The organism is Chryseobacterium sp. 3008163, from assembly GCF_003669035.1.
In the GTDB taxonomy this organism is placed as follows: Bacteria; Bacteroidota; Bacteroidia; order Flavobacteriales; family Weeksellaceae; genus Chryseobacterium.
Genome location: NZ_CP033070.1, coordinates 2575598 through 2601856 on the forward strand (window position 1 = coordinate 2575598; position 26259 = coordinate 2601856).

Below are 26259 nucleotides of genomic sequence, written 5' to 3' on the forward strand. Positions count from 1 at the left end.
AGCTTTTAATTATTTAAAATTTATATCCTATTGATAATCTAAAGTTTCTTGGAGCTTCAGCTTGGTAATAATAGTAGTTACCGTAAGGAGATCCTGAATACAGGTATCTGTTGAATACATTAAATATATTCAAACCAACTCTGAATTTTGTGTTTTCCCAAGATGCACCAGCATCAAATTTTACATAATCATTCATTTGCTGAGTGTTAGTTCCTCCCCAATCCCAGCTGCTTCTATCAGCAAGATAAGTTCCACCGAAGCTTAATCCGAATCCTTCTAAAACACTATCTGTAAATGTGTAATTTAGCCATCCATTCGCTGTATGTTTTGCGTATCCGGGAACTCTTTTCCCTTCAGGATTACCAACAGGATCATTCGATTCTGTTATTTTGTTTTCTGTAAACGCATAGTTGAAAATTGCGTTGAATCCTTTTGTGATTTCCCCTTTAAGATCAAATTCTACACCTTGTACTCTTGTTTTTCCAAGTAGAATTGAGAATTGTTCGATTGGGCTGTTTGTAGGATCGCCTATTGTAGCGTTATTTTTTATAATGTTGTAGGCAGATAATGTTGTATTCCATTTTCCTCCGAACCAATCTTTTTTCAGACCAATTTCCATATTGTTTCCGGTGATTGGTTTTACTGTACTTCCGTCTCTGAAAATTGCTGCCTGAGGAACGAATGCCTGATCATATAAACCGTAAACAGACATTGATTCATCGATAGAATAGCTAATACCAACACGTGGAGTAATTTTGTCAGCTTCAGATTTTGTCCCATAGCTGTTTTCTTTAACGGTTGTGTAACGAGCTGCAAGTGTTACCCTCAATTTATCATCAAAAAATCCTAATTCGTCTTGTAAATATAGACCAGTATAGTTCTGCTCCAAAGTACTTCCTGCGCCAGCTCTTACAGAAAGAGGTTTTGTAGTGCCATCAAAAGGAAGGTATGCTGTGGTATTATTTGGACCGTAGTAAGTTCCTGTTCCGTTTATGTCGTAGTTGTTGGTGTTTAGATTATACCAATATTTATGATCTGCGGGCAAAGTATAATCATCAGTTTTATTGTACTTATCAAGGTTATATCCTTGGCTCCAATCTGCCATATATTTTTTGCTTCCCAAGTCTAATCCTGCTAAAATTTTGTGAGAAACAACGCCAGTTTTCGCATATCCATTTAAGAAAACTTGTCCGAACTTCATGGTATTATCACCTTCCCAATATCCTAGACGACGGATCATATAATTACCCTCGAAACTGCTTGGCCAAAGGTTACTTCCCATTGTATATTCATTAACGTAAGTTAATTGAGAAGTTAGCTTCCAGTTTTCGTTAAATTTATGTTGTAGATTTACGTTTACCGTATTATTGTCAACTTTAGTTGGGGCAAGTCCAGAATCTGTGGAAGTATATTCTACAGGTCTTGTAGCGTATCCGTCAAAGCTGAAAACGTATGCAGAACCTACTTCAGACATTTTTGCTTTCTGATAAATGTATTCTGCAGTTAAAGTAGTTTTGTCAGAAAGATTTACTTTAATTGATGGGTTGATGATGTATCTGTCATTAAACTCGTAGTCCCTGAAACTGTTTTTGTTCTGAGCCATTAAATTTAATCTGAAAGCTACTTTATCAGTAATCTTTGTATCGATATCTGTTTCGCCTCTGTACATATTGAAGCTTCCAAGGGTCACTCTAGCGCTTCCGTTTAAAGCATTTCCTGTTGGTTTTTTAGTCACAATATTGTAAATACCACTTGGCTCTCCGTTTGACATTAAAAACCCTGATGGCCCTTTAATAAATTCGATATGATCAACGAAAGACATGTCTTCGCTTAAAGGTCCCCAGTTTGAAGTTACATTCACTCCATTCATAAATGCTGCAGCTCTGGATCCTCTCATGTTTACTCTCGTATACATATCTCCCCAATGTTCTAATCTCTGAGCTCCAGCAACGTTTCTAAGAACGCCATCACTCAAAGTTGTAACTTGCTGATCTTCCAAAGCTCTATTGGTAATGATTGAGATGTTTTGAGGGATTTTGATAAGCTCCTCATCTAATCTAAGAGAAGATGACCCCTCTTTTTCCACATATTTTTTGTAGTATTTTCCGTTTACTACAACTTCTTCAATATCATTAGATTTAATGGTGTCTTTTTCTTGTGCAAACGTTATCATTGAACCCAACAATGATGCGCAAACCAGTAGCTTTTTCATGAAAGAATTATTTTTGGCAAATATATTGTTTTTAATTATTCTAAATAAATTGTAAAAATTGACATTTGTCATGTTTCTTTAGATGTGCTATTCATTAAATAACAAAAAAACCGCTTCAATTGAAGCGGTTTTTTATCATATCTGTAATTGTCTCTTATGCGGGAATTTCTCCTCTGTATAAGAATGAAATAATTTCTTTGTTCATTTTGTCAACCATTTCGCTGAACAAATGGAAAGATTCCTGTTTGTAGATGACCAATGGATCTTTTTGTTCGTACACAGCTCCTTGAGAAGATTTTCTCAAATCATCCATTTCACGAAGGTGAAGTTTCCAGTTTTCATCGATGATTGATAATGTGATGTTCTTTTCGAAATCATTGATTAAGCTGTCACAGTTGGTGTCGTGAGCTTCTTTCAAATCTGTAACAATCGTTAAAGTTTTAACTCCGTCTGTGAAAGGAACCTGGATCATTTTAAACATTGAACCCTGATTCTGATAAACATTCTCAATAATCGGGAATGATTTTTCTTTCAGAAGATTTAGCTTCATATCATAGTCAGCCTGAGCTGCTTTGAAAAGAAGATCTGTCAGTTCAGGAATTTGTTTAGATTTAAAATCATTTTCAGAAACCGGAGATTCCATTGTGAAGTTTTTAATCACTTCAAATTCAAAATCTTTAAAGTTTCCGGTAGCTTTACCTTTAGCCACAATAGAATTTGAAACATCAAAAATCATGTTGGTGATATCGTACTTCAAGTGATCACCGAACAAAGCATTCTTTCTTCTCTTGTAAATTACATCACGCTGCTTATTCATCACATCATCGTACTCAAGAAGTCTCTTTCTTGTTCCGAAGTTGTTTTCTTCTACTTTTTTCTGAGCTCTCTCGATAGACTTAGAAATCATAGAATGCTGAATCACTTCACCATCTTTATGACCCATTCTGTCCATCATTTTAGCAATTCTTTCAGAACCGAATAAACGCATTAAGTTGTCTTCCAAAGAAACATAGAACTGCGAACTCCCAGGATCTCCCTGACGTCCTGCTCTACCTCTTAACTGTCTGTCAACACGTCTTGAATCGTGTCTTTCTGTTCCGATGATCGCTAAACCACCAGATTCTTTTACTTCTTTCGAAAGCTTAATATCGGTACCACGACCCGCCATGTTGGTTGCAATGGTTACAACTCCTGGCTGACCCGCTCCGGCAACGATTTCTGCTTCCTTCTTGTGAAGTTTAGCATTCAAAACCTGGTGCTGAATTTTTCTTAACTGAAGTGCTTTTGAAAGCAACTGAGAAATCTCAACTGAAGTCGTCCCAACCAATACTGGTCTTCCGGCTGATGTTAGATTTTCAATTTCTTCAATTACTGCATTGTATTTTTCTCTGTTGGTTTTGAAAACCAAATCTTGTCTGTCATTTCTCTGAATCGGACGGTTGGTAGGGATTACCACCACGTCTAATTTGTAAATCTGCCAAAGTTCTCCAGCTTCAGTTTCTGCTGTACCCGTCATCCCCGCAAGTTTGTTGTACATACGGAAGTAGTTTTGAAGAGTAACCGTTGCAAATGTCTGAGTAGCCGCTTCGATTTTTACACTTTCTTTAGCTTCAATCGCCTGGTGAAGACCGTCAGAATAACGTCTTCCTTCCATGATACGACCTGTCTGCTCATCAACGATTTTTACTTCACCATCGATCACTACATATTCATCATCTTTTTCAAATAATGTGTAGGCTTTCAACAATTGGCTCATCGTGTGAACACGCTCAGATTTTTCGGCAAAATCAGAGAATAGTTTTTCTTTAGCTTCGAATTCCTCTTCTTTAGATAAATTTTTAGCCTCTACTTCAGCAATCTCAGTTCCAATGTCCGGAAGAACGAAGAAGTTATTGTCTTCATTTCCTTGAGACATATATTCAACACCTTTATCTGTCAAATCAACCTGATTGTTTTTTTCTTCAATTACGAAGTAAAGATCCTGATCTACAATCGGCATATCACGGTTGTTGTCAGCCATGTATTGAGCTTCAGTTTTTTGAAGCAATGCACGGTTTCCGCTTTCTGATAAAAATTTAATTAACTGTCTGTTTTTTGGTAAACCTCTGTAAGCTTGAAGTAATTTGAATCCTCCTTCTTTAGTCTTACCAGCAGCGATTAATTTTTTTGCTTCATTGAAAATTGCAGAAACGGTTTTTTTCTGAACTTCAACAATTCTGTCAATAGAAGGTTTAAGAACATCAAATTCTTGTCTGTCTCCCTGAGGAACCGGACCAGAAATAATCAAAGGAGTTCTTGCGTCATCCACCAAAACTGAGTCAACCTCATCCACAATTGCAAAGTTCAATTCTCTCTGTACCAATTCTGAAGGTGAAGCCACCATGTTATCTCTCAGATAATCGAAACCGAATTCGTTATTCGTTCCGTAAGTAATATCTGAGTTGTATGCTTTTCTTCTTCCGTCTGAGTTCGGTTGGTGATTATCGATACAGTCGATAGACATTCCGTGGAATTGGTACAAAGGTCCCATCCAAGCGGAGTCACGTTTCGCCAAATAATCATTTACCGTTACTACGTGTACGCCTCTTTCCGGAAGTGCGTTTAAGTAAATAGGAAGTGTACCTACCAAAGTTTTACCTTCACCTGTTGCCATCTCAGCAATTTTACCACTGTGAAGAATCACACCACCGATAAACTGAGTATCGTAATGCACCATATCCCACAAAATAGTAGTTCCGGCTGCATTCCATGAGTTTTTCCAAACTGCTTCATTTCCTTGAATTTCAACGAAATCTTTAGTTGCAGCAAGTTCTTTATCCAAATCTGTAGCCGTTACACGGATTTCTCCGTTTTGAGCCCATCTTCTAGATGTTTCTTTGATCAACGCAAAAGCTTCCGGTAGAACCTGTAAAAGAACTTTTTCTTCAATCTCATAAGAATCTTTTTTCAAAGCTTCTATTTTAGAGAAAAGAGCCTCTTTTTCATCAACGTTTTTTGAGTTTTTGATCTGCTCTTTGATTTCTTCTATCTGAGTTGTAATCGTATTGGTCGCTTCTTTAATTTTAGATTTAAATTCAGCGGTCTTTTCTCTTAAACCGTCATCAGATAATTCTCCGATGGCTGGTTCAACAGATTTGATTTTTGTTACAACTTTTTTTACTTCTTTTAGGTCCTGCGCTTTTTTGTCTCCCAAAAACCCTTTAAGAACTTTATTTAAAAAACTCATAGAATTTGTTTTAAGCTCAAAACCTCAGGCTTTAAGCGTATTAAATTACACTCGATGGTGTATGTTATTATTGAAAAAGCTTTAAGCGTATTGCCTAAAGCCTAATGCTTTTATTAATATTCGTCCTCGTTCCAAAGATAATCTTCGTCCGTAGGATAGTCGGCCCATATTTCATCAATAGCGTCGTAAACCTCTCCTTCGTCTTCAATAGCCTGAAGGTTTTCTACAACTTCCATGGGTGCACCAGTTCTGATTGCGTAGTCGATAAGTTCTGCCTTTGTCATCGGCCAAGGTGCGTCGCTTAGGTATGAAGCTAATTCTAATGTCCAGTACATAATTTTTATTTTTTGCAAAAGTATAAAAATAGGTTATATTATAAACTTTTTTTATGACTTGATTTTCAATTCTTTTATTAAATTTTGTCTATGTTTACTGCAAATGCTTTTGTGAGCGTGATTGCGGTAGGTTGATGTCATTTTCTCAAAAACCATTCCACAAATTTTTTTGTGCCATTTTGGAAGTTTGTTGTAGGGGCGTAACCAAGCAGATTTCTAGCTTTTGTAATGTCAGCATTGGTTTTCTGCACATCGCCCTGCTGCATTGGCAGTATTTTTTTTATGGCAATTTTGTCAAGATTTTGCTCGATAGCAGACAACATTTCAGACAACTTGATGACTTCGCTTTCCCCCAGATTAATAATTTCGTACACTTTAGAATTCTTTTCTAAATAATCAATTGATTTCACAATTCCATCAATGATATCGTCGATGTATGTGTAATCTCTAGCGGTGTTTCCGTCGCCGTAGAAAGGGATTTCTTTGTTTTCTGAAATCAGTTTTGTGAATTTATGTATCGCTAGATCAGGTCTTTGTCTCGGTCCATAAACGGTAAAAAACCTTAGCTGAATCATATCGATATAATACAAGCTGTGATAAACATGACCTAAAATTTCACCACATTTTTTGGTTGCAGCGTAAGGGGAAATAGGATGGTCTACATTATCGGTTTCTGAAAAAGGAGTTTTCTCATTGTTTCCGTAAACACTTGAGGAAGAAGCGCAAACGAATTTTTTAATTCCAAACTGATTGCACAGTTCCCAAAGATTCATTGTTCCTCGAACATTGACTTCCTCATATTCTAAAGGTCTTTCGATAGATGGTCGAACTCCGGCAAGTGCAGCTAGATGAATAATTAAATCAAACTGATGATTTTTAAATATTTTTTCCAAACCTTTTTTGTCCCTGATATCCTGATCATATAAAGTGTAACGTTCTGATTTTGATGCGGAAATCAAATTTTGAATGTCGCTTTCTTTATCAGAAAATTCAAAATCAATATTTTTTTCAATAGAATCTAAAGTATTTTTAATTTTCACCTTATAATCATAGAAATCATCAAAATTGTCAATGTTTATGACAGAATGTCCGTGTTTCAATAATTCTTCTATCAAGTGAGAACCAATAAATCCGCTTCCTCCCGTAACGAGATACGTCATGTGTATTTTTTTAGAAGACAAATTTATTAATAATAGTTGAATGCTCTTTTCTTACTTTTGTTTTTTAAACTGAATTGATGATTAATTTTCAAAAACTTTTTGCTTTACCGAAAGAGGAAGAAGAAGATTTTACCTTTAATGAGATTGAGGAAGGCATTTTCTTTCGTGGTCACAATCTTTGGCTTTTGGTCATCTCGATGGGTATTGCCTGTATCGGCCTAAATATCAATAGTCCGGCAGCGGTAATCGGAGCGATGTTGATATCACCTTTAATGGGACCAATCGTGGGCGCAGCATTCGGTTTTTCGATTGGTAACAGACATTTGATGCGTTTAGGCATTATCAATTGGGCACTAATGATTGTCGTGGCACTTTGCTCGTCTGCATTGTATTTTTTCATCACACCTTTTCATTCAGAAACCGCACAACTCGAAAGCTTTAAAACCGCTACTATTTTTGACTGTTTTTTAGCATTATTAGGAGGTTTTGCGTGGTTTTTGGGCATTGTAAGAAAAGAAGCGATCAAAGTAATTGCGGGAGTTGCAGTTTCTACCGCATGCATTCCGCCACTTTGTACCGCCGGATACGGAATAGCAAATGGAAATTGGGAATATTTCTGGGGAGGATTTTACTTTTACTTAATCAACTGTTTCTTTATCGCAGTTGGCACTTGGATTCTTAGTATTATTTTAGGTTATCAAAAATACTACCTTCAGAAAAACAAAATTAAAAACCAAAAAATATCTCTTTTTATCAGTTTAATTTCTGCTTTAATTCTTATTCCAAGCATTCTACTGACAAAAAAGAAATGGGAAAAAGAAAAGCTTAAAGAAAGATCTGAAAGTTACATTAAAACCATCAAAGAAAACCATCCGGAACTCGCTATTATCAGTCACGAAAATTTTGAGGAAAAGGGAGAGAAGTTTTTAAAAATCACATTATTAAACGACAGTGTAGCAATCAGCAAAAACAGATTAGACGAACACAATAATCTTGTAAAAGACATCCATCTTATTTGGCAGTATTCACCAAAACAGCAAAATCCAGAAACAGCAAAAATAAACGAAATGCAGGCGCAAATTTCTGAATTAAAGCTAGAAATGGAACGATTAAAAACCAAAAAAGAATAATAACTGATTCTAAAATTTTATATTTACTTAAAAGTTAATAAACATGCAGTTTCAAGGGCAAATTTTAAAAATGACGAGTTTCAATGATCAACCTATTCAATATTATCTGAATCTTTCGGGTGATCTCATCCATATGAACGAATTGTTAGGTAAGAAATTGAGCATTAAACATACAGGTTATCAATGTGTAAATTGTGGTTTAAATAAAACAATTTACAGAATGGGCTTCTGCAAAAGCTGTTTTTTTGAAAGTCCATATGCCAGTGATACCATTATTCGTCCGGAGCTTTCTACCGCACATTTAGGAATTGGTGAGCGTAATCTTGATGTAGAAAAAGAAATCCAATTGCAGCCACATACCGTATATTTAGCTTATACCGGCGATGTGAAAGTGGGTGTGACGAGAAATACGCAAATTCCGACACGATGGATCGATCAGGGCGCAACATTTGCTTTACCGATAGCCAGAACCGAAAACCGTTATGAAGCCGGAATGATAGAAGTTGCCCTCAAAGAACATCTTTCCGACAAAACCAATTGGAGAAAAATGTTGCAGGATGATTTTGAAGATGAGGTAGATTTGGCAGATTTCCAGCAGAAAATAAAAGAATATTTCCCTGAAGATTTCCAAAAGTTTTATTCTGAAGGCGAAGATATGTGGAAGTTTGATTATCCTTTTTCAAAGCCGGAAAAAGTGACTTCTTTTACTTTAGACAAAAAACCTGAATTTTCAGGAAAACTTGTTGGAATTAAAGGACAATATTTAGCTTTTGAAGGTGGTGATTTTATGAATATAAGAGGGCATGAGGGATATGTGATTGAGCTGGGAATTTCATAGATATGAAAAAACTTCTATTTATTTTGTTTGGAATCATAATTTCTTGTAATTCTAAATCACAAGATAAAATAGATTTGTCGCAGAAAAATATTTCAATTTCCGAAAAAGATGTTGTAACAGGATGGAAAAGAATATTACTTAATAAACCAAATAAATGGGGTTTTATTGATGATAACAATAGTGTGAAAATTCCATTCATCTATGATTTTGTAAATCCTTTTGATGAAAATAAACTGGTTTATGCGAAGGATAAAGGAAAAGAACTTTACATTAATTCCACAGGAGAAATAATAATTCCTGCTATATATGAAAAAGTAGGTCTTTTTTCAGAAGGATTGGTAGAAGCGAAAAAAGATGGAAAATATGGGTTTTTAGATACCAAAGGAAATGTTGCAATTCCATTTAAATATGATGGTGTAGATTCTTTTTATCAGGGATTATGTATTGTCTCAAGAAATAATAAATTTGGTTTTATCAATAAAAATGGTAAAGAGGTGATTCCTCTTATTTATGAATCTGTACAAAACTCACATGCAGACAATATTGTAATTGTTTCCAAAGGATCAAAATGGGCTTTTATTGATAACAATGGCAAACTTCTTTCTGATTTTATTTATGATAAGGTTTTCAGCGGGTATAATTTAAATATAAAACCTCTCTCAAACATAAGTGAAGTAACAACATACTTTAAAAATGGAGCTGTTTTAGTTTTTAAAGATAGAAAATACGAATTCCTTAATGAAAAAATAGAACCTGCTTTTCCCAATAATAAATTTGACTCGGCATCGGTTTTTGACACCTACAATAATGCAATTGTTAAAAGGAATGGTAAATATGGAATGATTAAACCTAATGGTGAAGCAAAAGTATCGATAGAATATGATTTTGTAGAGTATTTTGATTCAAATCACAATTCTTCGGAATATTATAATGCCAGAAAAGGCAAGATATATTCTATTTTTAATAGGAATCTGAAAAAATTAGGAGAATCTTATGAACCAGTTTACAATGATTTTTCTAATAAAACCCCTTTTGTAATTTTTAAAAATCTAGAAAATAAATACGGAATGATTGCTTCCACTGGAGAAGAAATTATCCCTTTTGATTTTGATGAAATTTACAAAATTGAAAGGACTAATCTCTTCTCAGTTTCTCAAAAGAATAAATTCGGTATCATTGATGAGAAAGGAAAAATCAAAATTCCTGTTCAATACAAAATAATATACCCGCTGTATGATAAATTTGATGACGAAGAACTTCGTAAAAAGAATTTGTTTATTGCTGATGGCAAAGTAATAAATAGTAATAATCATGTATTAATAGATGGATATAATTCGATGACTCCAATATTTAATAATCATAATTTTCTTAGCGTTTCCAAAAACAAAAAATTCGGAATTATTGATATCAACAAAAAAATAATTCTTCCTTTAGAATATGATGAAATTTCTAATTGGACAGAATATGGACCAAGACATTCAAAATTTATTATCAAAAACGGAAAAACCGGTTTAATCGATCATGAAACTTTTAAAATCACCATTCCGCCTATTTATGATAAATTTAGGTATCTCAATGGCTTAATTTTCGCTAAGAAACAAAACAAAGAAGGAATTATAGATGAGGAAGGAAATGTTTTGTGTGATTTTATTTATGATGAAATTTATCCTAATCTAAGTGATTTCTACAGCTATAATAGTACTGAACCAAGAATTTATGCAAAAAAAGGAAATTCTTATCTTCAAATTAATGCTAAAGGAAAAATTGTAAAATCAAACTTAACTCGAAAATTTGTAATTGAGAATTCTGAAATTCCCGTTATTAATAGAAAACAAATACCAGAACCGCCTTTGCCTCCAAGAACTAAGTAGTAAAGATGGAAACATTAATTCAAATAACTAAATCATGAAAAAACCCTGGGTTAAGAAGCTAATAATAGGTCTTGGAATTGTATTCGGACTTATTCTGATTGCCAACTTAGCAATCAACATTTGGCTAAAAACCCAGCTTCCTGATTATATCAAGAAAAATACAGACTATAAAGTTTCGTACAAATCTCTGAACGTAGATTTGGGAACCGGAAATATTTTTGCAACAGGAATAACCGTTAACAATAAAAATCCTCAAAATGTAAATATTATAGGTTTTCAGGGAACGGTTGATAGCTTGAAAATTAGCCGTTTAGGAATTTATGATGCGATTTTTAATAAAAAAATAAGTACATCAGATATTTATTTGGCAAAGCCTAATCTGAATATCAATTTAGCGAAACCCGCAGATAAGAAAAAAGAAAAAAACACCACTCCTCTTGATTTTGAAAACATAAGAATCAACAACGGAACTATTCAGGTATTTAGGCATACAAAGCAAAAGTTTTTTTCGGTTAATGATTTAGATTTAATGGTTGAGAATCTTCAGATGACAGAAGAGTCTGTACAAGACAAACTTCCTTTTGTCTTCGACCAATACAGCATCAAAGGGACGAATTTTTTCTTTCAACCTGATAATATTTATACTTTAAAAATAAATAAAATAACGACAACGAACGGGCAGATTTCTATTGACAACCTTCAACTTGTGCCAATTATTGATTTTGAAAATTTCAAGAAAATTTATCCAAAGAAAAAGCAATTGATATCGGCAACCATCCAGAAAATTGATTTTAAAGATGTTGTTTTAAAGGATAATAAAGTTTCTCTCACGAATGCTACTTTTCAAAACCCTAATATTTTAGTTTATACCACCAATGCAGTTCCGGATAAAGTAAAAAAGCCAACTAATTTTGAATTAAATCTTGATGATTTTAAATTAAATAATGCGCTCATTCAAGTGAATAAACCTGATGGAAACAAACTATTGTTTGCGAAAAACGTCAATTTAAACATTAAAAATATTGAGTTCAGCAAAGAAACTTTTGAAGAAATGATTCCTTTGAGATACAAGGATTTTAATTTTTCAGGGAGAGATATCCAGTTTTTTAACCACCAGAACATCAACGTAGAAAGCATTGCATTAAGTCCGAAAAAAGGTGACATCAGAAATATTTCGATTATTCCCAATCATTCCGAGGCAAACAAAACTACGATGAATCTAAAGGCAAATCAAATTGCTTTTAACATCAATAAATGGGAAATTGTTGATAAAAAACTCAATCTCGATGTTCAGGATGTTTTAGTCAATCAAGTGAACGGAAACATTACGGCAGGAACAGGAAAGTCTGATAAAAAATCAAATTTTGATGGAATTCAATTTCCTATTGCTATCAGAAATGTCAATCTGAAAAACTCAAATATTACATACGATAAAGGAAGCCAGCCGCTCACTTTTAATGATCTAAATGCTTCCATAAAAAATATTGAACTCAGCGAAAAACCAAAGAATGGTGGATTGGCTGTTAAGGTAAAAGATTATACACTGACGACGAAAAATTTCGCCTACAAAACGAAATTTTACAACATGACGGTTGCTGCTTTAGCATTTGATAAAAATAAAATAAAACTGGATCAGTTTGCGATGAAACCGTTGGTTTCGAGAGCACAGTTTATCAGAATGATTCCAGTTGAGAGCGATTTATATGATTTAAAAGCAAATCAAGTGAATGTTGCAGGGCAATGGGATTTTTTCTCTGAAGATAAATTTCTTCATGCTACTAATGTTACCATTTTGTCTGCGAATGCCAATATTTTCAGAAGTAAAATTCCGGCTGATGATCCGAAGGAAAAACTATTGTATTCAAGGCTTTTAAGGAATATAAAAATCCCGATGTTTATTGATCTGCTTCAACTAAAAAATTCAGTTTTAGAATATGAAGAAGATACACCGAAGAGTAGCGGACCAGGGAAATTGACGTTTACTAATTTCAATATGAACGTTAAGAATCTGAATTCTGCCAAAATGAAAGGCAAACCCACTCAGGTTGACATCAAAATCGATTGTACGTTTATGGAAAGCTCACCACTTTCTGTCAATTGGGGCTTCAATACAGCAGATCAGAGTGATCGCTTTACCATTACAGGAAAACTGAATAATATTCCGGCAGTGGCACTGAACGCATTTGTCGTTCCTTATATGAGCGTTACAGCTACCGGAACAATTCAGGAAATGTTATTTAATTTTAAAGGAAATCCGAAAGGTATCGGCGGAACTTTTAATATAAAACATAAAGATCTGAAAGTTTCAATATTAGATAAAGACAGCAAAAAGAAAAAAGGTGTTTTGAGCGCTGTGGTGAATATTTTCGTTAAATCAGATTCAGGGAAATTTCCGGAATCGGTCACAGTGGAAAATGTTGAAAGAGATCCTACAAAATCATTCTTTAATCTGTTTTGGAAAGGTATTGAAGACGGTTTGAAGAAAACGTTGATAGGTATTGATATCGATAAAACTAAAAAAACCGTTGAAAAAACAAAGGAAACGGTAAAAGAGGTGAAAAATACCGTTAAAGATGCGAAGGCTTCAGTAAAAGAAGCTAAAAAAGATATTTCTAAAGCAGTAAAATCTATTCAAAAACCAGAAATGGAAAAACCAAAAGAGAAAAAAGGAATTTTCAGAAAAGTCTTTAACAAAAAAGAAAATCCCGAAACTAATTAGGCTTCGGGCATATTTGTATTAATTTAAAATTTAATTAAAATTATATTCTTCACTTTCGTTAACAGGGATATCTCTTAAAAAAGTATCAAATTCTTGTCCGGAATAATTGCTGTCTGCACCATAAGAATCAATGATGATGCCTTTATTTCCTGAATTATCTTCGAGCACATACAAAACGGCACTGTCATCGGGGTTGCTGTCACCTTCAAAACGATAGGTTTTTAAAATGGTCAGTTCGTTGGGGTGATAATTTTTGTCTGAATCTTCATATTTCATTTCGCAAGATTCATTCATTCTGAATTCCCTGTGAATGCCTCTTTCTCGTAATCTTTCCATGACCTGGCTTAGGGTGGTCATTCTGTCAATGTTTTCCGGATTTTCCATAATAATTAATTTTTTGTTGCGTGTCAGTTCAATAGATAAGTGCAATTTTCAAACCATAACATGCTTTGTAAGCTAATTGTGCAATCTCATTACTTGGTTTTAATGTTAACAAAAATTATAATGACAGTGGGTGAAAAAGGTACACTATTTGATAGACCATATTACAAAATTGTACTAAATATGAAAAAAGAAGTAGGAGTTTTACTTGCGGGAGGAGTTGGTCTCTTGGCGGTGCTTAGCTTTTTAAGCGTTAAAAAAATATTAAGTAAAAAGCATAAAAAATACAGCGAATATTATTCTGACCATCACAGACATTTTGACAAAAATTCTGAAGACGATGATCATGGAATTGAATTTTATGCTTTCAAATAAGATATAATACAAGAAGTAGTAGAGATATAAATTTTTAAAATCCAGCATCCATTTTTTGGTGTTGGATTTTTTTTGTGGAAAACTTTCGTCTTAAAACTCATTATTTTCCAGCCAAAGGTTTATAATTTTACATCAGAAATGCAGAACGAAAATATCATAAAAGGACAAGGTGCTCAGCGAAATGTAATCAACCGTTTCGACAGATATACCTTTGAGCCTGAAGATGAAGATTTTGAAACCATAAAAACAACATTCACTGAAGTTTTTCCAAAAACTATTGTGAATCAGGTGAAAAGCGAAGATTTGCCGATGGAATATTCTATGAATCCTTATCAGGGTTGTGAACACGGATGTTCTTATTGTTTCGCCAGACCAACGCATGAATATTGGGGTTACAGCGCCGGAATTGATTTTGAAAGAAAAATCATGGTCAAAAAAAATGCTCCGGAATTATTAGAGAAATTTTTCAGAAAGAGAGGCTATAAACCTGAACCGATTTTGCTTTCCGGAAACACAGACTGTTATCAACCTGCCGAAAGACAATTTGAAATTACCCGAAAAATTCTGCAAGTCTGTCTTGATTACAGACATCCTGTCAATGTACTTACAAAAAATGCTTTAGTTCTTAGGGATTTAGATATTTTGAAACCAATGGCTGAAAAGAATTTAGTTTCAGTTTCGTTAAGCATTCCGACCATCAACGAAGATCTTCGAAGAAAGATGGAACCCAGAACAAGTTCTTCAAAAAATAAACTGAAAGCGGTAGAGATTCTTTCTCAAAGTGGAATTCCTACTCATGTCATGGTTGCTCCGATTATTCCGGGGTTGAATAGTGATGAGCCTTTGGCTATTTTAAAAGCCATTTCAGATGCAGGAGCACAAAGTTTTGGCTATACTTTGGTGAGATTAAATGACACCGTGGAACCCGTTTTTGTAAAATGGATTGAAGATGCTTTTCCTGACAGAGCACAAAAAGTTTTAAATCTTATTCGCTCAATGCGTGGCGGAAAATTAGGAGATAAAAGGATCTTTGACAGACACAAAGGTGAAGGGAATATTGCTGAAATGATTCATAATACATTTAAAATAGGGAGAAAGAAATACTTTCAAGGAAAAGAGTTTCCTAAGCTTTCAACTGATGGTTTTACGGGAACTAAAGAGCAGCAACTAAGATTGTTTTAAAAGAAAACCGCTCCTGAGAGGAACGGTTTTTAATTTTGCAGATTATTACATTGTATCATCCGGACATTTAAAATCTTTACTACAAGTTGCACAGATTACAACGCCGTTGCAATAATACATACAGAAGTCAGGTTGTGGCAATTCTTTTACTCCTGCTCCTGAGATTGATTTTAACTCGCCTTTGCTAAGTTTTTTTAGATTTTTCATATTGTTTAGTTTTAAAATTTGATGATATGGTAAAGATAATTAAATTTTGTTTGTATTGATGCTTTATGGTATTCATTTTTATAAACTAAATTTATATTCAAAAGATTAATTCTATTTGACTAATTTGAAATTAATTTTTATCTTCATAAAATTAACTACATACCAAATCAATACATGAATTTCGACAAACTCATAGACCATTTCAAACTCGACAAACAGGAATTTTACTTCCAGTTCAATTCTCATCCCAACTATCCTTCGGCTCTGGCTTTCAGTGATACTCTGAACTTTTTAGGGTTAAAAAACGACGCCTACGAATTAGATAAAGAATATTGGGACGAACTGCCGGAAGAATATATGGCGTTGGTTGACAATTCGTTTTCTTTGGTAAAAAAGAAAGGGAATGATTTCACAATTTATTCTGATAAAATAAAAACGCTGAATAAGGAAGATCTTTACAAAAATTCAGGAGATTTTGTGCTTCTTTTTGAGAAAACGGAGAATGTAAAAACGACCTCATTTTTCAATTTTAAACCATTTATTTATTTGGTTTTCGGGATTATTATTCTTTTTTCATTTCTGCAGTTTACTTGGTACGAAAGTGTTTTCAACATTTTGTCGCTGGTAGGAGTTTATATTTCTTTAGAGCTTTTTAATCAAAAATTTGGTCAGGAATCTGCCGTGGTTAGTAATATTTGCGGCGGTGCAGCGAATAGTTCTTCTCAAAGTTCATGTTCCAAGATTTTCTCTTCAGATAAAACAGATGTTTTGGGGCTAAAACTTTCAGATTTTAGCTTGATATATTTCCTTGGAATTACATTTATAGGGCTTGTTTTGCCGCAGTCTCAGTTTATTTTGAGAATTACAGCAATCATTTCGATTCTTGTGATTTTTTACTCATTTTATGTTCAGGTTTTTGTTGAAAAATCACTTTGCAGAGTATGTCTGGTTATTATTTTTGTCTTGTTGGCTCAGATTGCGATCAGTTCTTTCTTTTTTAATATGGAATCAACTTTGGCTGTCGTTTTTATTACCGCCATCTTATTTATTTCTCTGTTTTTTATGGTTGCTTTTTTAAATAATCTGATGAATCAGAAAGAAGAACTCAAAAAATCTAATGCAAAGAATTTAAGGTTTAAAAGAAACTATGACCTTTTCAAAAGAGAACTTACAGATAAAGAAAAAATAGAATTTACAGATAATAAAACATTTTTCTTAGGTAGTAAAGAAGCCAAACTTCATATTTCTGTAGTTTCTAATCCTTACTGCGGATTTTGTAAAGATGCCCATAAGATCGTAGAAGACTTGCTTTTACAATATCCTGATGAGATTTCTGCACAGATGAGGTTTAATTATTCAAATGAAAGGGCTGATGAAAAGTATACTCAACTTATTTCAGATTTTTTGAGCATTTACAAAAACAAAAAACAAAAAGAATTTTTAAAAGTAGTTGATATTTGGTTTAAAAATAGAGATGAAAATGAAATTAAAATAAAATCGGGATCAGAAAATTTGCAAGACCTTACAAATGTTATTCAGATGACTGCGGAAAATAGTTCTGCCGGGCTTACTTTCACACCTGTTTTTATTATTAATGGCTACCAGTTTCCGGATAAATATGATCGTGAAGATATTCATTATTTCATCAGTGAATTGATTGAAGATGAAGATTTTTAAGTAATAACTTCTTGTATAATTAAAACTGATTAGTTTTAAATGAATGAAAAGTGCTCCTTGTGATGGATGGAATTACACATGAAATAAGTGTATAAGTTGTCACAACCATGCTTGTAATGATAGATTTTGATATTAATTTATCCAAGACTAAGAATAGAATGAAAAAAATATTTTTATTAATACTTCTAATAGTATTCGAAATAGGATTTGCACAAAAAGTAAAAACGGATGAAAGAGTAAAAGATAAATTTGAATCTAAACAACCCCAATATTTATCTGTTCCACCACCACCAATGACTGCTTTTCCCGCTCAATATCCAAATGGGAATAAGGCTTTTGTTGAAGTTGTTAAAAATAATTTAAATAAAGATGCGCTAAAATCTTTAGGTAAAAACCTTCAAACAAAGATTATTTTAAAAATTGATTCTCAGGGTAATGTGGTCAATATTTCTACTTATGGAAATAATGAAGCTTTTAATAACGAGGTTAAAAAAGCTGCTGATAAGGCCACTTTAAAAGTTAAATGGGAATCTGGAAAAAATAGTCATGGTGAAAAGGTTATTGACATCGTTAATTTGCCCTTTAAATTTTCTAATAGTTGATTTCTAGAGTACTAATTACAAAATTAACCTCGCAAAAAAAGTTGTTACATTGGATGGCATTTACAAAGAATATAATTTTGAAAAATATCTGATATATCTTTAGTAGGAAATGATTGCAACAACAGTTCATTTTCTACACTGTTTTATTAGTTTTCGAACTCACATTACCGTGAACATTTATTGTTTTATCAGCGAATTGATCGAAGATGAAGGTTTTCCTGCTTAAAATATTTCATTTAATTAAAATTGCTTAATTTTAAATGAATGAAAAGCGAGATCCGAAAAGCTTAAAAAGAGTAGGAAATTACCAAATTCAATCAGTATGAAAAATTTAAAAAAGATCAATCGACAAGAATTGAAAACGATTCAGGGAGGTCTTACCTGTAAAGGTGGGCAACTTTGCCTGATCGACGGAAAATGGAAATGCATGCCTTACGACGGATGCGGTGGCGGAAACCAGCCATAATTTAATCATCAAATCAAACTAAATTACAGTATTATGAAAAATTTAAAAAAAGTATCAAGAAATCAGATGAAAGGCATTAACGGTGGAGCTTTAGGTTGTTCTCAAGCATGTTGTCCTCCTCCGGGAATAAAAAGATGCCCAAATATTTATTGTTTTGCACCATGTCCTGTAGAATCTTAAAAGATAATCATATGAAAAATCTGAAAAAATTAGCAAGAAACGAAATGAAAGACATTTTTGGAGCCGGGCCAATCCTTATTGGATGTTCAACAGCTTGCTGTCCTACAGATGGCAGACCAAGATGTCCGAAAATTTACTGTCCGGCTGTGGTTTGCCCGCAGTATGTATAAAGGATTTTAGTGACAATTAATTTTTGTCTAATATCTGACAATCATTTATAAAGAAAGAGACTGTTTATTCAGTCTCTTTTTGTTATAATATTTATGCTAATTTTTGCTCTAAAATTTTAATTTTTTCTTTCAAGATTTGTAATTCTTCTTTTAAGTTGATTGTATTTGTTAAATTGATATGATCCTCATAGATTTGATCAACTTCAACATCTAAAAGTTTTGAAATTCTCTGCCATTCTTGGAAAGTTATTTTTATCTTTCCGGATTCTCTTTTTGGTATTGAGTTTGGCTTATTTTGAGATATGTAGCAATATCTGTTTGCGAAATTTTGCTTGCTTTACGAGCTGTGATCAGTTTTTCTTTTTTCATTTGAATATTTGTGTTCTTACAACGAATTTATGAATAATTTTCTTATGTCAAAAAATAAAGGCTGTAAAAAGCAATAGTTTTTATTTTTTGTAGTGGATTAAGTTTTTTAAATTCGAATGGTCGATAGTGACACAAAATATTTTAAAACATTTTATTATGAAAAACTTAAAAGGAATGAAAAGCACATTCTCTTCTCTTGAAAACAAAAAATTGAGAGATTTACGTACTATTAGAGGTGGAGAAGATTCAGTTAGATCAGCTCCATCTAATGCTGTGGGTGAAGGATGTGGAGATGAAGATGTTTATACTGATGCAGGAGGTACCAAAGATAATTGGCAATATAAAGCTAGGCTGACATTTTGTGACCATCCTTTTTATTAAAGTCAAACAAAGGGGTGGAGTTTCCACCCTTTCTTTGACTTTTTTAGTTTTTCAATGATAGATTTTGAGAAAAATTCAGTTTTTTTACAAAATAAGCAAATTTACGGCGTTATATATTTTTATGAAAAAGTGTTTAATTGTAACTTCTCTATTTCTAATGACATTTTTGTTTGGACAAAAAATGAGTTTTGTTTATGAAATGAAATATAGATTAAATAAAAAAAATCCTGATAAGTATATTACTAATACAATGATTTTAGATTTTTCAGATAATGTTTCTATATTTCGGAGTAAGGTTGATAGAATTTCGGATTCTTTAAAAATGAATAATGGATCATCAAAAATATATTCTTCAAATTTTGAAAATCAATTTTATATAAAAAAAAATTTAATAAATAGTGATATCGCAAATATAATCACAAATAGCGAATTTATATATCTTATTAGAATACAAGAAGTTTTAAAATGGGAAATTTTATCTGAAAAGAAAAAAATAGGTAGTAATAACTGTCAGAAAGCCTCAGTCAATTATGGTGGAAGAGAATGGATAGCTTGGTTCACAAATGAAATTCCAATTAATGATGGTCCATACATTTTTAATGGTTTACCTGGATTAATTGTTTCAATAGTTGATAAAGATAGAGATTATGAGTTTAATTTGATTGAAATTAAAAAATCCTCAAACTTATTTGATGTTAAAAAGAATACGATAACTATTGATTGGAATAAATTTGAAAAATTAGCAAAAACATATTATGAAAATCCTAATTCTTCTTTAGAACAAAAAATTAAAAGTTATAAATATTATAGATATCAGGATGCAAAAGGAAATGATATTGAGTTAAATTTAAAAGAAATGAACAAGGGACAACAGAATTATATAAAAAGTACAAACAACCCGATAGAACTCAATCATAGAATTGATTACTAAAGATAATTTTTTAATTATTATTTATGATATTAATTATTTCCGATACAAAAGAAAACACCACAAATGAAGTTATAAAATGGCTGGTGCTAATGGATAAAAATTTCATTAGAGTTAATGAGAATGAATATTTTGAAATAATAATGAAAGATGATAAGTTAGCTCTCCAAAGTGATGAAAATTATTTTTTTTTAGATGATATAGTAAGCGTCTGGTACAGAAGAGGTGGAATTAAATTTAAACGTTTACGTTATAGTAATGAGGCTGTAGATTTACATATGAATGAAGTTCAACATTGGCTCGAAGATTATGTTCTAAATATAATTGAATCTAAACCTCACATAAATAAACAGTCTAAAGTACATTTTAATAAACTTTTAGTTTTAGAAAAAGCGAAAAAAGTTGGTTTGGATATACCTAAATATTTTTTATCAAATAAAATGAATAAATTATTGATAGGAAAAACAATAGTAAAACCTCTTGCTGGAAACCCAATGTTACAATCAATTACTGAAGATGAAGATGCAATGATGTATACTAATGTCGTTGATAAATTGATTGATAATGATGTGTTTATTTCTTTTTTTCAAGAGAAAATTGATAAAGATTTCGAAATACGAATATTCTATTTAAATGGAATGTGTTGGTCTACGGCAATATTTTCTCAAAATGATAACCAGACAAAAGTTGATTTTAGAAAATACAACGACGATAAACCAAATAGAAATGTACCATATTTAATCCCAGAAGAGATTGAGAGGAAATGCCAAAAACTTATGAAAATGCTTGATTTAAATAGTGGCTCATTAGACTTTATTAAGAAAGGCAATCAATATTTTTTCTTAGAAGTTAATCCAATTGGTCAATTTTTAGCACATTCGGACAATTGTAATTATAACTTAGATAAAATTATAGCAAGTAACTTATGAAAAATTTCATTCAAGAAAAAAATTTACTCCCACTTACCTTTCAATATTTAGAGGTTTTTAAAAAGGAAAAATTTAAATTAAATAATAATGTTGTTTTTTACGTAAAATGTGAAACGTGTTTAACTGATTTTTACAAAAGGACAAAACCGAATAAAAATCTAACAAGATTAATATGAGATTCTTTAATTTTTTCAGCAATATTCTAATAACAAAAGGAGCCAATAGAATTCTGATTTCTGATTTACAAAGAAATGTTTCAGAATTACATTCAAAAGAGTTCAACGATATACTTGAAGAATTAAAAAATAATTCAATTGAAGATATAAGTAAGAATTTAAATATAAAATCAAAAAAAAATTTCAAGAATATTTAGATTTTTTATTAGATAAGGAGTATGGTTTTATTACAGAAAACGATTGGGATAAAAATTTCCCACCACTTTCTTACGAATATAAAAATCCTAGTTCAATTTCTAATTTATTTGCTGAAATTATTGATATTTCAGTTCTTCAAAAAATAAAGCAATCCATTGAAAAACTTCAGATACAACATCTTATTATCCATTTTGACAAAAATTTAAGTTTAGAAGATGTAATTGGCATAGATAGAATATTTGAAAAATCTATTCTACAAGGCATAGAAATCTATTCTCATTATCATAAAGCTATTAACTCCACATTTATTAATGATTTGAATCTCAAAACTGCTAGAATTTATAATTTAGTTTTTTATAATTGTAATGAAGCTCCATTTCAAGTCGAAGATAACTATAGATTCGATTTAACATTTACTAATCAGAGTATTAAAATGAATTCTTGTGGTAAGGTAGATTTCAAATATTTTAATACAAACCTTCCGAAAATTTTAGAAGCAATAAATCATAATTCTTGTCTCCACAAAAAAATTTCCATAGATTCTGAAGGTAACATTAGAAACTGCCCTTCCATGCCTCAAAGTTTTGGGAATATTAAAGAGACCACTTTAGAAACAGCCTTAAACCACAAAGATTTCAAAAAATATTGGAATCTTACTAAAGACAAAATAGAAGTTTGCAAAGACTGTGAGTTTCGTTATATTTGTACAGATTGCAGAGCTTATACCGAAAGAACACATGAAGATAAAGAAGGATTAGATATTTCAAAACCATTAAAATGTGGTTATGATCCTTATACTGGTGAATGGGAAGAGTGGAGTATCAACCCACTTAAAGAGAAAGCGATAAAGTATTATGGCATGCAAGAATTGGTTAAGAAAAATTAAATCACAATTAATTGGCAAAAAAATTCCCCTTTTACCTTCAGCCGGATTCCAAAGATTGCGGTCCTACCTGTCTCAGGATAGTCAGCAAATATTACGGCAAAAGACATTTCTTTACAACAAATTCGTAACCTCTCAGAAACGACAAGAGAAGGAAGCAGTCTGCTTGGTTTGAGCGATGCTGCTGAAGATTTGGGCTTCCGTTCTTTGGGAGTGCAGATCGATTTTAATACATTGGCTGAAGAAGTTCCTTTCCCTTGTATTGTACACTGGAACAAAAATCATTTATTTAGAAATGTTAAATAACATTTAAGCTAATTTTTGCCCCAAAATTTTAATTTTTTCTTTCAACATTTCTAATTCGTCGTAGAAGTTGATCGCACGAGTCGGATTAAAATATTCTTCGTAAATCTCATCAACTTCAACGTCCAAAAGTTTTGAAATTCTCTGCCATTCTTGTAAAGTTATTTTTAACTTTACAAATTCTCTTTTTTGGTATTGGGTTTGGCTTATTTTGAGATATTATCTCTCATTACTTAATTGAACTGTTTTGGTTTAATATTAATTATCAAGTTTTTTCATGAAGACTATAAAATGCTAATGATTTATAATACCTCAATAAGTAATCATAAATCACCATTTCAAACAATCTTTGGTTAGAAACAAAAAGTCTGTTGATGCTCATGTGAAATATGCTTTGAAAAAAACTTTGCAAAGAAACTTCCAGAGATTGGTTTTGATGTTGCTGAAGAATATTTTGCAGTACAGAAGCGCATTCTTCAATATGAAGAATAATTGCATTTCTTTCGTCCGAAAACTCATCCGATTGCATGAAGTTCATTAGTTTCGGTTTAAATTCTCTGTGTTTTTTGTCTAACTGCCTGTTGAGATTTTTATCGGCATTGAATTCTTCTTTGAATGCATCATTAAAAATTTTGATCCAAACAAGCTTTTCAGTAATTACAAGATTAAGCTTATTCAACATTTCATTCATATAAAAAATACTGAAGATCAACTTATCTTCATCATCGTATGGCAGACACAGTAAAGTAAATTCGCTGTTTTTGTGAAATAACGTTTCGGCTTCTTCTATGGTGTTTTGCCCGTAACGTTCAATTTCCCTGCTATAAGTTTCGATTGAAATATTTGAGATTTCTCCGCTGTCAACAAACTCTTGAAGTTCTTCATTTATTCTGTTAAGCACGGTAATGTAATCCTTAATATTATTTAAACAAAATCTTATTCTCAAATGCGGTTTTGGATCATGATAGCGAATGAAAAACCATTTTGAGATATAATTATTTGTCTGTAGATATTCAGTCAGAGGCTTTATTGTTTCTTCTAAAATAAGGTCGGAAGTCTTAACACCAGTATAAACTTTCAGATAGAGCCATTCTGTCCCAGGAGCAAATTTTCTCTTTTCAATCATCATATTTCTACTTTCTCTTTGTACATCGGGAAAATAAATTCTCGCTTAAAATCATCATTCTCATTGTATAAAAACTCTTCAATCGTAATCGATTTTTCACTTTTTATTGTTTGTATAAAAAGTTTTGCCATGTCATAATTTTCTAAGTTCATGGGTAAAGTATTATCAGATTTCACCCATTGTATCCATTGGGGAATTTGTCTTTTGCTTCGCCATATTTCCATTCGTGAAAGAAATTCATTTTTATTTTCCAGTAATGATTCTAATGAAGCAATTTCTTTGTCTGTTATATTCCATTGGGCTTTTGATAAGATGATATTTTTGTATTCTATTCTTGGCAGAAATTTATAAATCTGAGAAAGACCTCCCCAATTGAAATACAAACCTGTACGAGTGTTTTGTGACTGTAAATCGCATAAAAAATGGTAAATCGGCAGAGCATTGTGATGGTAATTGTGTGCATTGGTCAAGTAAGGTTTTACTTCCTTATTCAGTTTTTTTGACCGTAAAATAATTCTGTTATTATTCAAAGAAATATATAGGTCATCGACAAGAATTTGGTTTTCTTTCGGCAAAACAGATGCAGCTAAATATGGGATTTCATATTCACGCAGCGAAGGTCTTCTGATGATGTTTCCAATTCTGGCTTCTGGCAGATGAATGATTTCTGCTAAAATTTCACTATTGTCATGCTGATCTGAGTTTATCATGAGATTTCCGAAGGAAAGCATCTCTTCCTTTTTTGTAATTTCTTTCGTTAAATGTTGAAGATGTGATTTTTCTGAACAGAATCTTCCTAAAAGGTTTGCTGCACTACTTGCGGCAACACTTCTAATGCATAATTTCTCATGATTATTTTCGGAGACGATTTCTGCCATAACTGATAAAGTATCCGGTAAATCATGCCATTTCTCTTCAAAATCTTTTATGTCATTATCATTTAATGAAATCGTAAATTCATTTTCGACTAAAGCTTCCTGCAACTTTTCATTAAGGATTCTTTGAAATGGGGTTAGTTGAATATGGAAATTTTGTTTCTCTTGAGAATTGGGAAGTTTTAGATCGTCCAAATACGGATGAATTCCTTTAGCGTTTTTATTCTGAAGGTAGCCAATACCTATTTCTGTATCTAAAACATAAGATAAGGGTATTTCTTGAGTTTCAAACCTTTCATAAAATGCTTTTTTAAAATGTTCAAAAGGAGTGTCTTTGTTTAGTAAAGTAATCTTATTGAGAAAACTCAAGCCTTTTTTGATTTCTTTTTTCCAATGAGTTGATATTGTAAATTCATCTTTAAAATAAACGTCCGTCTGGAAGAGATACTTTTGCTCATAATCTGTTTTGAAAGATTTAATCAGATCTTCAATTTCTGAGTATAAAGAAACTTGGTTTCCGATCTTTAAGTCCAATTCGGTTAATTTATTTTTTATTGAAATTAAAACGTCAGTCTCATTTTTAGCTTCAATTCGGTTTAGAATAGAAATTAGGGTATCTAAAAAATCGCATCCTGAAACATTAGGCTCTAGCTCACTCACTAAAACCTGATTGTCAATCAATTCTTCTATGAATTCTTTTGCTTCTTCATGATTTATTTCTTCATTTACAAGAATTTTTGCAGTGTCTGTGATGGTTTTACCTTGTTTTGAGAAATCTAATATCTGAGATAGCTCTTCAGAGACTGGAGCCGACGAAATAATGTAATCTCTTTTTCCTTCTTTATATTCGTACTCGACGTAACGAATTTTCTTCCCTATTTTATAAATACTATTATTTGGGAAATATAGAAGTTGGTTTCTAATGTTCGGATTTTTCTCTAAAGTCTTCGAAAGAAAAACCAATAGATGCATATCCAATTTCGTATCTCTTACTTGTAACTGAATGTTGTCAGAAAGTTTGTTATTTATTGTTTCTTGATTAAATTTCCCCAAGCCAACCCCTGAAAAAAGTCCGAATGGAGTACATCTTGTACTCATTCTGGTATAGTATTTTAAAATGGTGTTTTTAAATTTTTGGTGTTGACTTGAGGATAATTCTTTTTCTGAATGCAACCATCGATTCAGCTCATGATACAGATTGGGTGACGCTAGATATATTGCCTCCTGAAAAATCGAATCTTCGCAAATTTCTTTTAGTTCATCATCAGAAAAGGCTTCTTTATATGCATTTTCATGAAAATTCCTGCGTGAAAATAATGGAGAACGAACAATATACTCTTCAAAAAATGATAGGGGAATT

General features: G+C 32.2%; 24 protein-coding genes and 1 pseudogene. 16 read left to right on the forward strand and 9 right to left on the reverse strand.

The genetic code is table 11. The features are described 5' to 3' along the window. Positions 1–13: 13 nt before the first annotated feature. The 4 genes from EAG08_RS11740 to EAG08_RS11755 all read right to left on the reverse strand — a co-directional run bounded on the left by EAG08_RS11740 (position 14) and on the right by EAG08_RS11755 (position 6933). Positions 14–2212: a TonB-dependent siderophore receptor gene (locus EAG08_RS11740; RefSeq protein ID WP_164998563.1), complete on the reverse strand. Its 2199-nt coding sequence runs from the start codon at positions 2210–2212 to the stop codon at positions 14–16. A 154-nt stretch (positions 2213–2366) separates the two neighbouring features. Further along, a complete protein-coding gene (gene secA / locus EAG08_RS11745; protein WP_129535596.1) occupies positions 2367–5438 on the reverse strand; it encodes a preprotein translocase subunit SecA in 3072 nt (1023 codons plus the stop codon). A 113-nt stretch (positions 5439–5551) separates the two neighbouring features. After that, entirely contained in the window at positions 5552–5773 is a 222-nt protein-coding gene (locus EAG08_RS11750) for a DUF2795 domain-containing protein (protein ID WP_129535597.1), read from the reverse strand. Between the two features lie 137 nt (positions 5774–5910). Continuing rightward, on the reverse strand, positions 5911–6933 hold the full coding sequence (locus tag EAG08_RS11755) for a GDP-mannose 4,6-dehydratase (protein ID WP_129535598.1): 1023 nt from the start codon (positions 6931–6933) through the stop codon (positions 5911–5913). 77 nt (positions 6934–7010) lie between these two features. On the opposite strand from EAG08_RS11755, the gene EAG08_RS11760 reads away from it, so the two are divergent. Genes EAG08_RS11760 through EAG08_RS11775 form a run of 4 tightly spaced genes read left to right on the forward strand, consistent with a single transcriptional unit; the run spans position 7011 to position 13491 of the window. Beyond that, the gene (locus tag EAG08_RS11760; protein ID WP_129535599.1) at positions 7011–8063 is read left to right on the forward strand and encodes a DUF389 domain-containing protein; all 1053 of its coding nucleotides are present in this window, start codon (positions 7011–7013) and stop codon (positions 8061–8063) included. A gap of 43 nt (positions 8064–8106) precedes the next feature. Then, positions 8107–8901 carry a DUF2797 domain-containing protein gene (locus tag EAG08_RS11765; protein ID WP_129535600.1) on the forward strand — a complete coding sequence of 265 codons (795 nt, stop codon included), beginning with the start codon at positions 8107–8109 and terminating at the stop codon, positions 8899–8901. Positions 8902–8903: 2 nt separating this feature from the next. Further along, positions 8904–10772, forward strand: a complete 1869-nt coding sequence (locus tag EAG08_RS11770; protein ID WP_129535601.1) for a WG repeat-containing protein — start codon at positions 8904–8906, stop codon at positions 10770–10772. A 34-nt stretch (positions 10773–10806) separates the two neighbouring features. Continuing rightward, the gene (locus tag EAG08_RS11775; RefSeq protein ID WP_129535602.1) at positions 10807–13491 is read left to right on the forward strand and encodes a hypothetical protein; all 2685 of its coding nucleotides are present in this window, start codon (positions 10807–10809) and stop codon (positions 13489–13491) included. A 30-nt stretch (positions 13492–13521) separates the two neighbouring features. Here the strand turns inward: EAG08_RS11775 and EAG08_RS11780 are convergent, their stop codons facing one another. Next, positions 13522–13875: a hypothetical protein gene (locus EAG08_RS11780; protein WP_129535603.1), complete on the reverse strand. Its 354-nt coding sequence runs from the start codon at positions 13873–13875 to the stop codon at positions 13522–13524. Positions 13876–14055: 180 nt separating this feature from the next. On the opposite strand from EAG08_RS11780, the gene EAG08_RS11785 reads away from it, so the two are divergent. Then, positions 14056–14247, forward strand: coding sequence for a hypothetical protein (locus EAG08_RS11785; RefSeq protein WP_129535604.1), 192 nt, complete (start codon positions 14056–14058; stop codon positions 14245–14247). 138 nt (positions 14248–14385) lie between these two features. Beyond that, positions 14386–15429 carry a PA0069 family radical SAM protein gene (locus EAG08_RS11790; RefSeq protein ID WP_129535605.1) on the forward strand — a complete coding sequence of 348 codons (1044 nt, stop codon included), beginning with the start codon at positions 14386–14388 and terminating at the stop codon, positions 15427–15429. Positions 15430–15474: 45 nt separating this feature from the next. Here EAG08_RS11790 and EAG08_RS21365 read toward each other — a convergent pair whose 3' ends face one another. Next, positions 15475–15636 (reverse strand): bacteriocin-like protein, encoded by a 162-nt coding sequence (locus EAG08_RS21365; RefSeq protein ID WP_164998564.1) that lies wholly within the window; start codon positions 15634–15636, stop codon positions 15475–15477. Positions 15637–15810: 174 nt separating this feature from the next. Between EAG08_RS21365 and EAG08_RS11795 the strand changes: the two genes are divergently transcribed. From EAG08_RS11795 to EAG08_RS11825, 10 genes and pseudogenes are all read left to right on the forward strand, one after another. Further along, a complete protein-coding gene (locus EAG08_RS11795) occupies positions 15811–17313 on the forward strand; it encodes a vitamin K epoxide reductase family protein (RefSeq protein ID WP_129535606.1) in 1503 nt (500 codons plus the stop codon). A gap of 158 nt (positions 17314–17471) precedes the next feature. After that, positions 17472–17915 (forward strand): hypothetical protein, encoded by a 444-nt coding sequence (locus EAG08_RS11800; RefSeq protein WP_129535607.1) that lies wholly within the window; start codon positions 17472–17474, stop codon positions 17913–17915. Between the two features lie 322 nt (positions 17916–18237). Beyond that, positions 18238–18381 (forward strand): bacteriocin-like protein, encoded by a 144-nt coding sequence (locus EAG08_RS21370; protein ID WP_164998565.1) that lies wholly within the window; start codon positions 18238–18240, stop codon positions 18379–18381. 33 nt (positions 18382–18414) lie between these two features. Then, positions 18415–18561 carry a bacteriocin-like protein gene (locus tag EAG08_RS21375; protein WP_164998566.1) on the forward strand — a complete coding sequence of 49 codons (147 nt, stop codon included), beginning with the start codon at positions 18415–18417 and terminating at the stop codon, positions 18559–18561. Between the two features lie 11 nt (positions 18562–18572). After that, positions 18573–18731: a bacteriocin-like protein gene (locus EAG08_RS21380; RefSeq protein ID WP_164998567.1), complete on the forward strand. Its 159-nt coding sequence runs from the start codon at positions 18573–18575 to the stop codon at positions 18729–18731. A 525-nt stretch (positions 18732–19256) separates the two neighbouring features. Beyond that, positions 19257–19481, forward strand: a complete 225-nt coding sequence (locus EAG08_RS11805) for a grasp-with-spasm system A modified peptide (protein WP_129535608.1) — start codon at positions 19257–19259, stop codon at positions 19479–19481. A gap of 181 nt (positions 19482–19662) precedes the next feature. After that, positions 19663–20412, forward strand: a complete 750-nt coding sequence (locus EAG08_RS11810; protein ID WP_262696733.1) for a GLPGLI family protein — start codon at positions 19663–19665, stop codon at positions 20410–20412. 23 nt (positions 20413–20435) lie between these two features. Continuing rightward, positions 20436–21338, forward strand: coding sequence for a grasp-with-spasm system ATP-grasp peptide maturase (gene gwsG / locus EAG08_RS11815; RefSeq protein ID WP_129535610.1), 903 nt, complete (start codon positions 20436–20438; stop codon positions 21336–21338). 402 nt (positions 21339–21740) lie between these two features. After that, complete coding sequence (gene gwsS, locus EAG08_RS11820) at positions 21741–22598, forward strand: grasp-with-spasm system SPASM domain peptide maturase (protein WP_262696837.1); 858 nt, start codon at positions 21741–21743, stop codon at positions 22596–22598. An 11-nt stretch (positions 22599–22609) separates the two neighbouring features. After that, positions 22610–22880: pseudogene (locus EAG08_RS11825) on the forward strand (cysteine peptidase family C39 domain-containing protein); the annotation flags it as partial. A gap of 24 nt (positions 22881–22904) precedes the next feature. Here the strand turns inward: EAG08_RS11825 and EAG08_RS22675 are convergent. The 3 genes from EAG08_RS22675 to EAG08_RS11835 all read right to left on the reverse strand — a co-directional run bounded on the left by EAG08_RS22675 (position 22905) and on the right by EAG08_RS11835 (position 26258). Further along, positions 22905–23027, reverse strand: coding sequence for a hypothetical protein (locus EAG08_RS22675; RefSeq protein WP_262696734.1), 123 nt, complete (start codon positions 23025–23027; stop codon positions 22905–22907). 136 nt (positions 23028–23163) lie between these two features. Beyond that, a complete protein-coding gene (locus EAG08_RS11830; RefSeq protein ID WP_228446539.1) occupies positions 23164–24027 on the reverse strand; it encodes a thiopeptide-type bacteriocin biosynthesis protein in 864 nt (287 codons plus the stop codon). Beyond that, a complete protein-coding gene (locus EAG08_RS11835; protein ID WP_129535611.1) occupies positions 24024–26258 on the reverse strand; it encodes a lantibiotic dehydratase family protein in 2235 nt (744 codons plus the stop codon). The genes EAG08_RS11830 and EAG08_RS11835 overlap by 4 nt, the downstream gene beginning before the upstream one ends. Position 26259 lies beyond the last annotated feature (1 nt).

What these genes read in the sequence shown, in the direction of transcription:
- EAG08_RS11740 (WP_164998563.1), bottom strand. Translation starts at nt 2,212, where the DNA reads ATGAAAAAGCTACTGGTTTGCGCATCATTGTTGGGTTCAATGATAACG.
- secA (WP_129535596.1), bottom strand. Translation starts at nt 5,438, where the DNA reads ATGAGTTTTTTAAATAAAGTTCTTAAAGGGTTTTTGGGAGACAAAAAA.
- EAG08_RS11750 (WP_129535597.1), bottom strand. Translation starts at nt 5,773, where the DNA reads ATGTACTGGACATTAGAATTAGCTTCATACCTAAGCGACGCACCTTGG.
- EAG08_RS11755 (WP_129535598.1), bottom strand. Translation starts at nt 6,933, where the DNA reads ATGACGTATCTCGTTACGGGAGGAAGCGGATTTATTGGTTCTCACTTG.
- EAG08_RS11760 (WP_129535599.1), top strand. Translation starts at nt 7,011, where the DNA reads ATGATTAATTTTCAAAAACTTTTTGCTTTACCGAAAGAGGAAGAAGAA.
- EAG08_RS11765 (WP_129535600.1), top strand. Translation starts at nt 8,107, where the DNA reads ATGCAGTTTCAAGGGCAAATTTTAAAAATGACGAGTTTCAATGATCAA.
- EAG08_RS11770 (WP_129535601.1), top strand. Translation starts at nt 8,904, where the DNA reads ATGAAAAAACTTCTATTTATTTTGTTTGGAATCATAATTTCTTGTAAT.
- EAG08_RS11775 (WP_129535602.1), top strand. Translation starts at nt 10,807, where the DNA reads ATGAAAAAACCCTGGGTTAAGAAGCTAATAATAGGTCTTGGAATTGTA.
- EAG08_RS11780 (WP_129535603.1), bottom strand. Translation starts at nt 13,875, where the DNA reads ATGGAAAATCCGGAAAACATTGACAGAATGACCACCCTAAGCCAGGTC.
- EAG08_RS11785 (WP_129535604.1), top strand. Translation starts at nt 14,056, where the DNA reads ATGAAAAAAGAAGTAGGAGTTTTACTTGCGGGAGGAGTTGGTCTCTTG.
- EAG08_RS11790 (WP_129535605.1), top strand. Translation starts at nt 14,386, where the DNA reads ATGCAGAACGAAAATATCATAAAAGGACAAGGTGCTCAGCGAAATGTA.
- EAG08_RS21365 (WP_164998564.1), bottom strand. Translation starts at nt 15,636, where the DNA reads ATGAAAAATCTAAAAAAACTTAGCAAAGGCGAGTTAAAATCAATCTCA.
- EAG08_RS11795 (WP_129535606.1), top strand. Translation starts at nt 15,811, where the DNA reads ATGAATTTCGACAAACTCATAGACCATTTCAAACTCGACAAACAGGAA.
- EAG08_RS11800 (WP_129535607.1), top strand. Translation starts at nt 17,472, where the DNA reads ATGAAAAAAATATTTTTATTAATACTTCTAATAGTATTCGAAATAGGA.
- EAG08_RS21370 (WP_164998565.1), top strand. Translation starts at nt 18,238, where the DNA reads ATGAAAAATTTAAAAAAGATCAATCGACAAGAATTGAAAACGATTCAG.
- EAG08_RS21375 (WP_164998566.1), top strand. Translation starts at nt 18,415, where the DNA reads ATGAAAAATTTAAAAAAAGTATCAAGAAATCAGATGAAAGGCATTAAC.
- EAG08_RS21380 (WP_164998567.1), top strand. Translation starts at nt 18,573, where the DNA reads ATGAAAAATCTGAAAAAATTAGCAAGAAACGAAATGAAAGACATTTTT.
- EAG08_RS11805 (WP_129535608.1), top strand. Translation starts at nt 19,257, where the DNA reads ATGAAAAACTTAAAAGGAATGAAAAGCACATTCTCTTCTCTTGAAAAC.
- EAG08_RS11810 (WP_262696733.1), top strand. Translation starts at nt 19,663, where the DNA reads ATGAGTTTTGTTTATGAAATGAAATATAGATTAAATAAAAAAAATCCT.
- gwsG (WP_129535610.1), top strand. Translation starts at nt 20,436, where the DNA reads ATGATATTAATTATTTCCGATACAAAAGAAAACACCACAAATGAAGTT.
- EAG08_RS11830 (WP_228446539.1), bottom strand. Translation starts at nt 24,027, where the DNA reads ATGATGATTGAAAAGAGAAAATTTGCTCCTGGGACAGAATGGCTCTAT.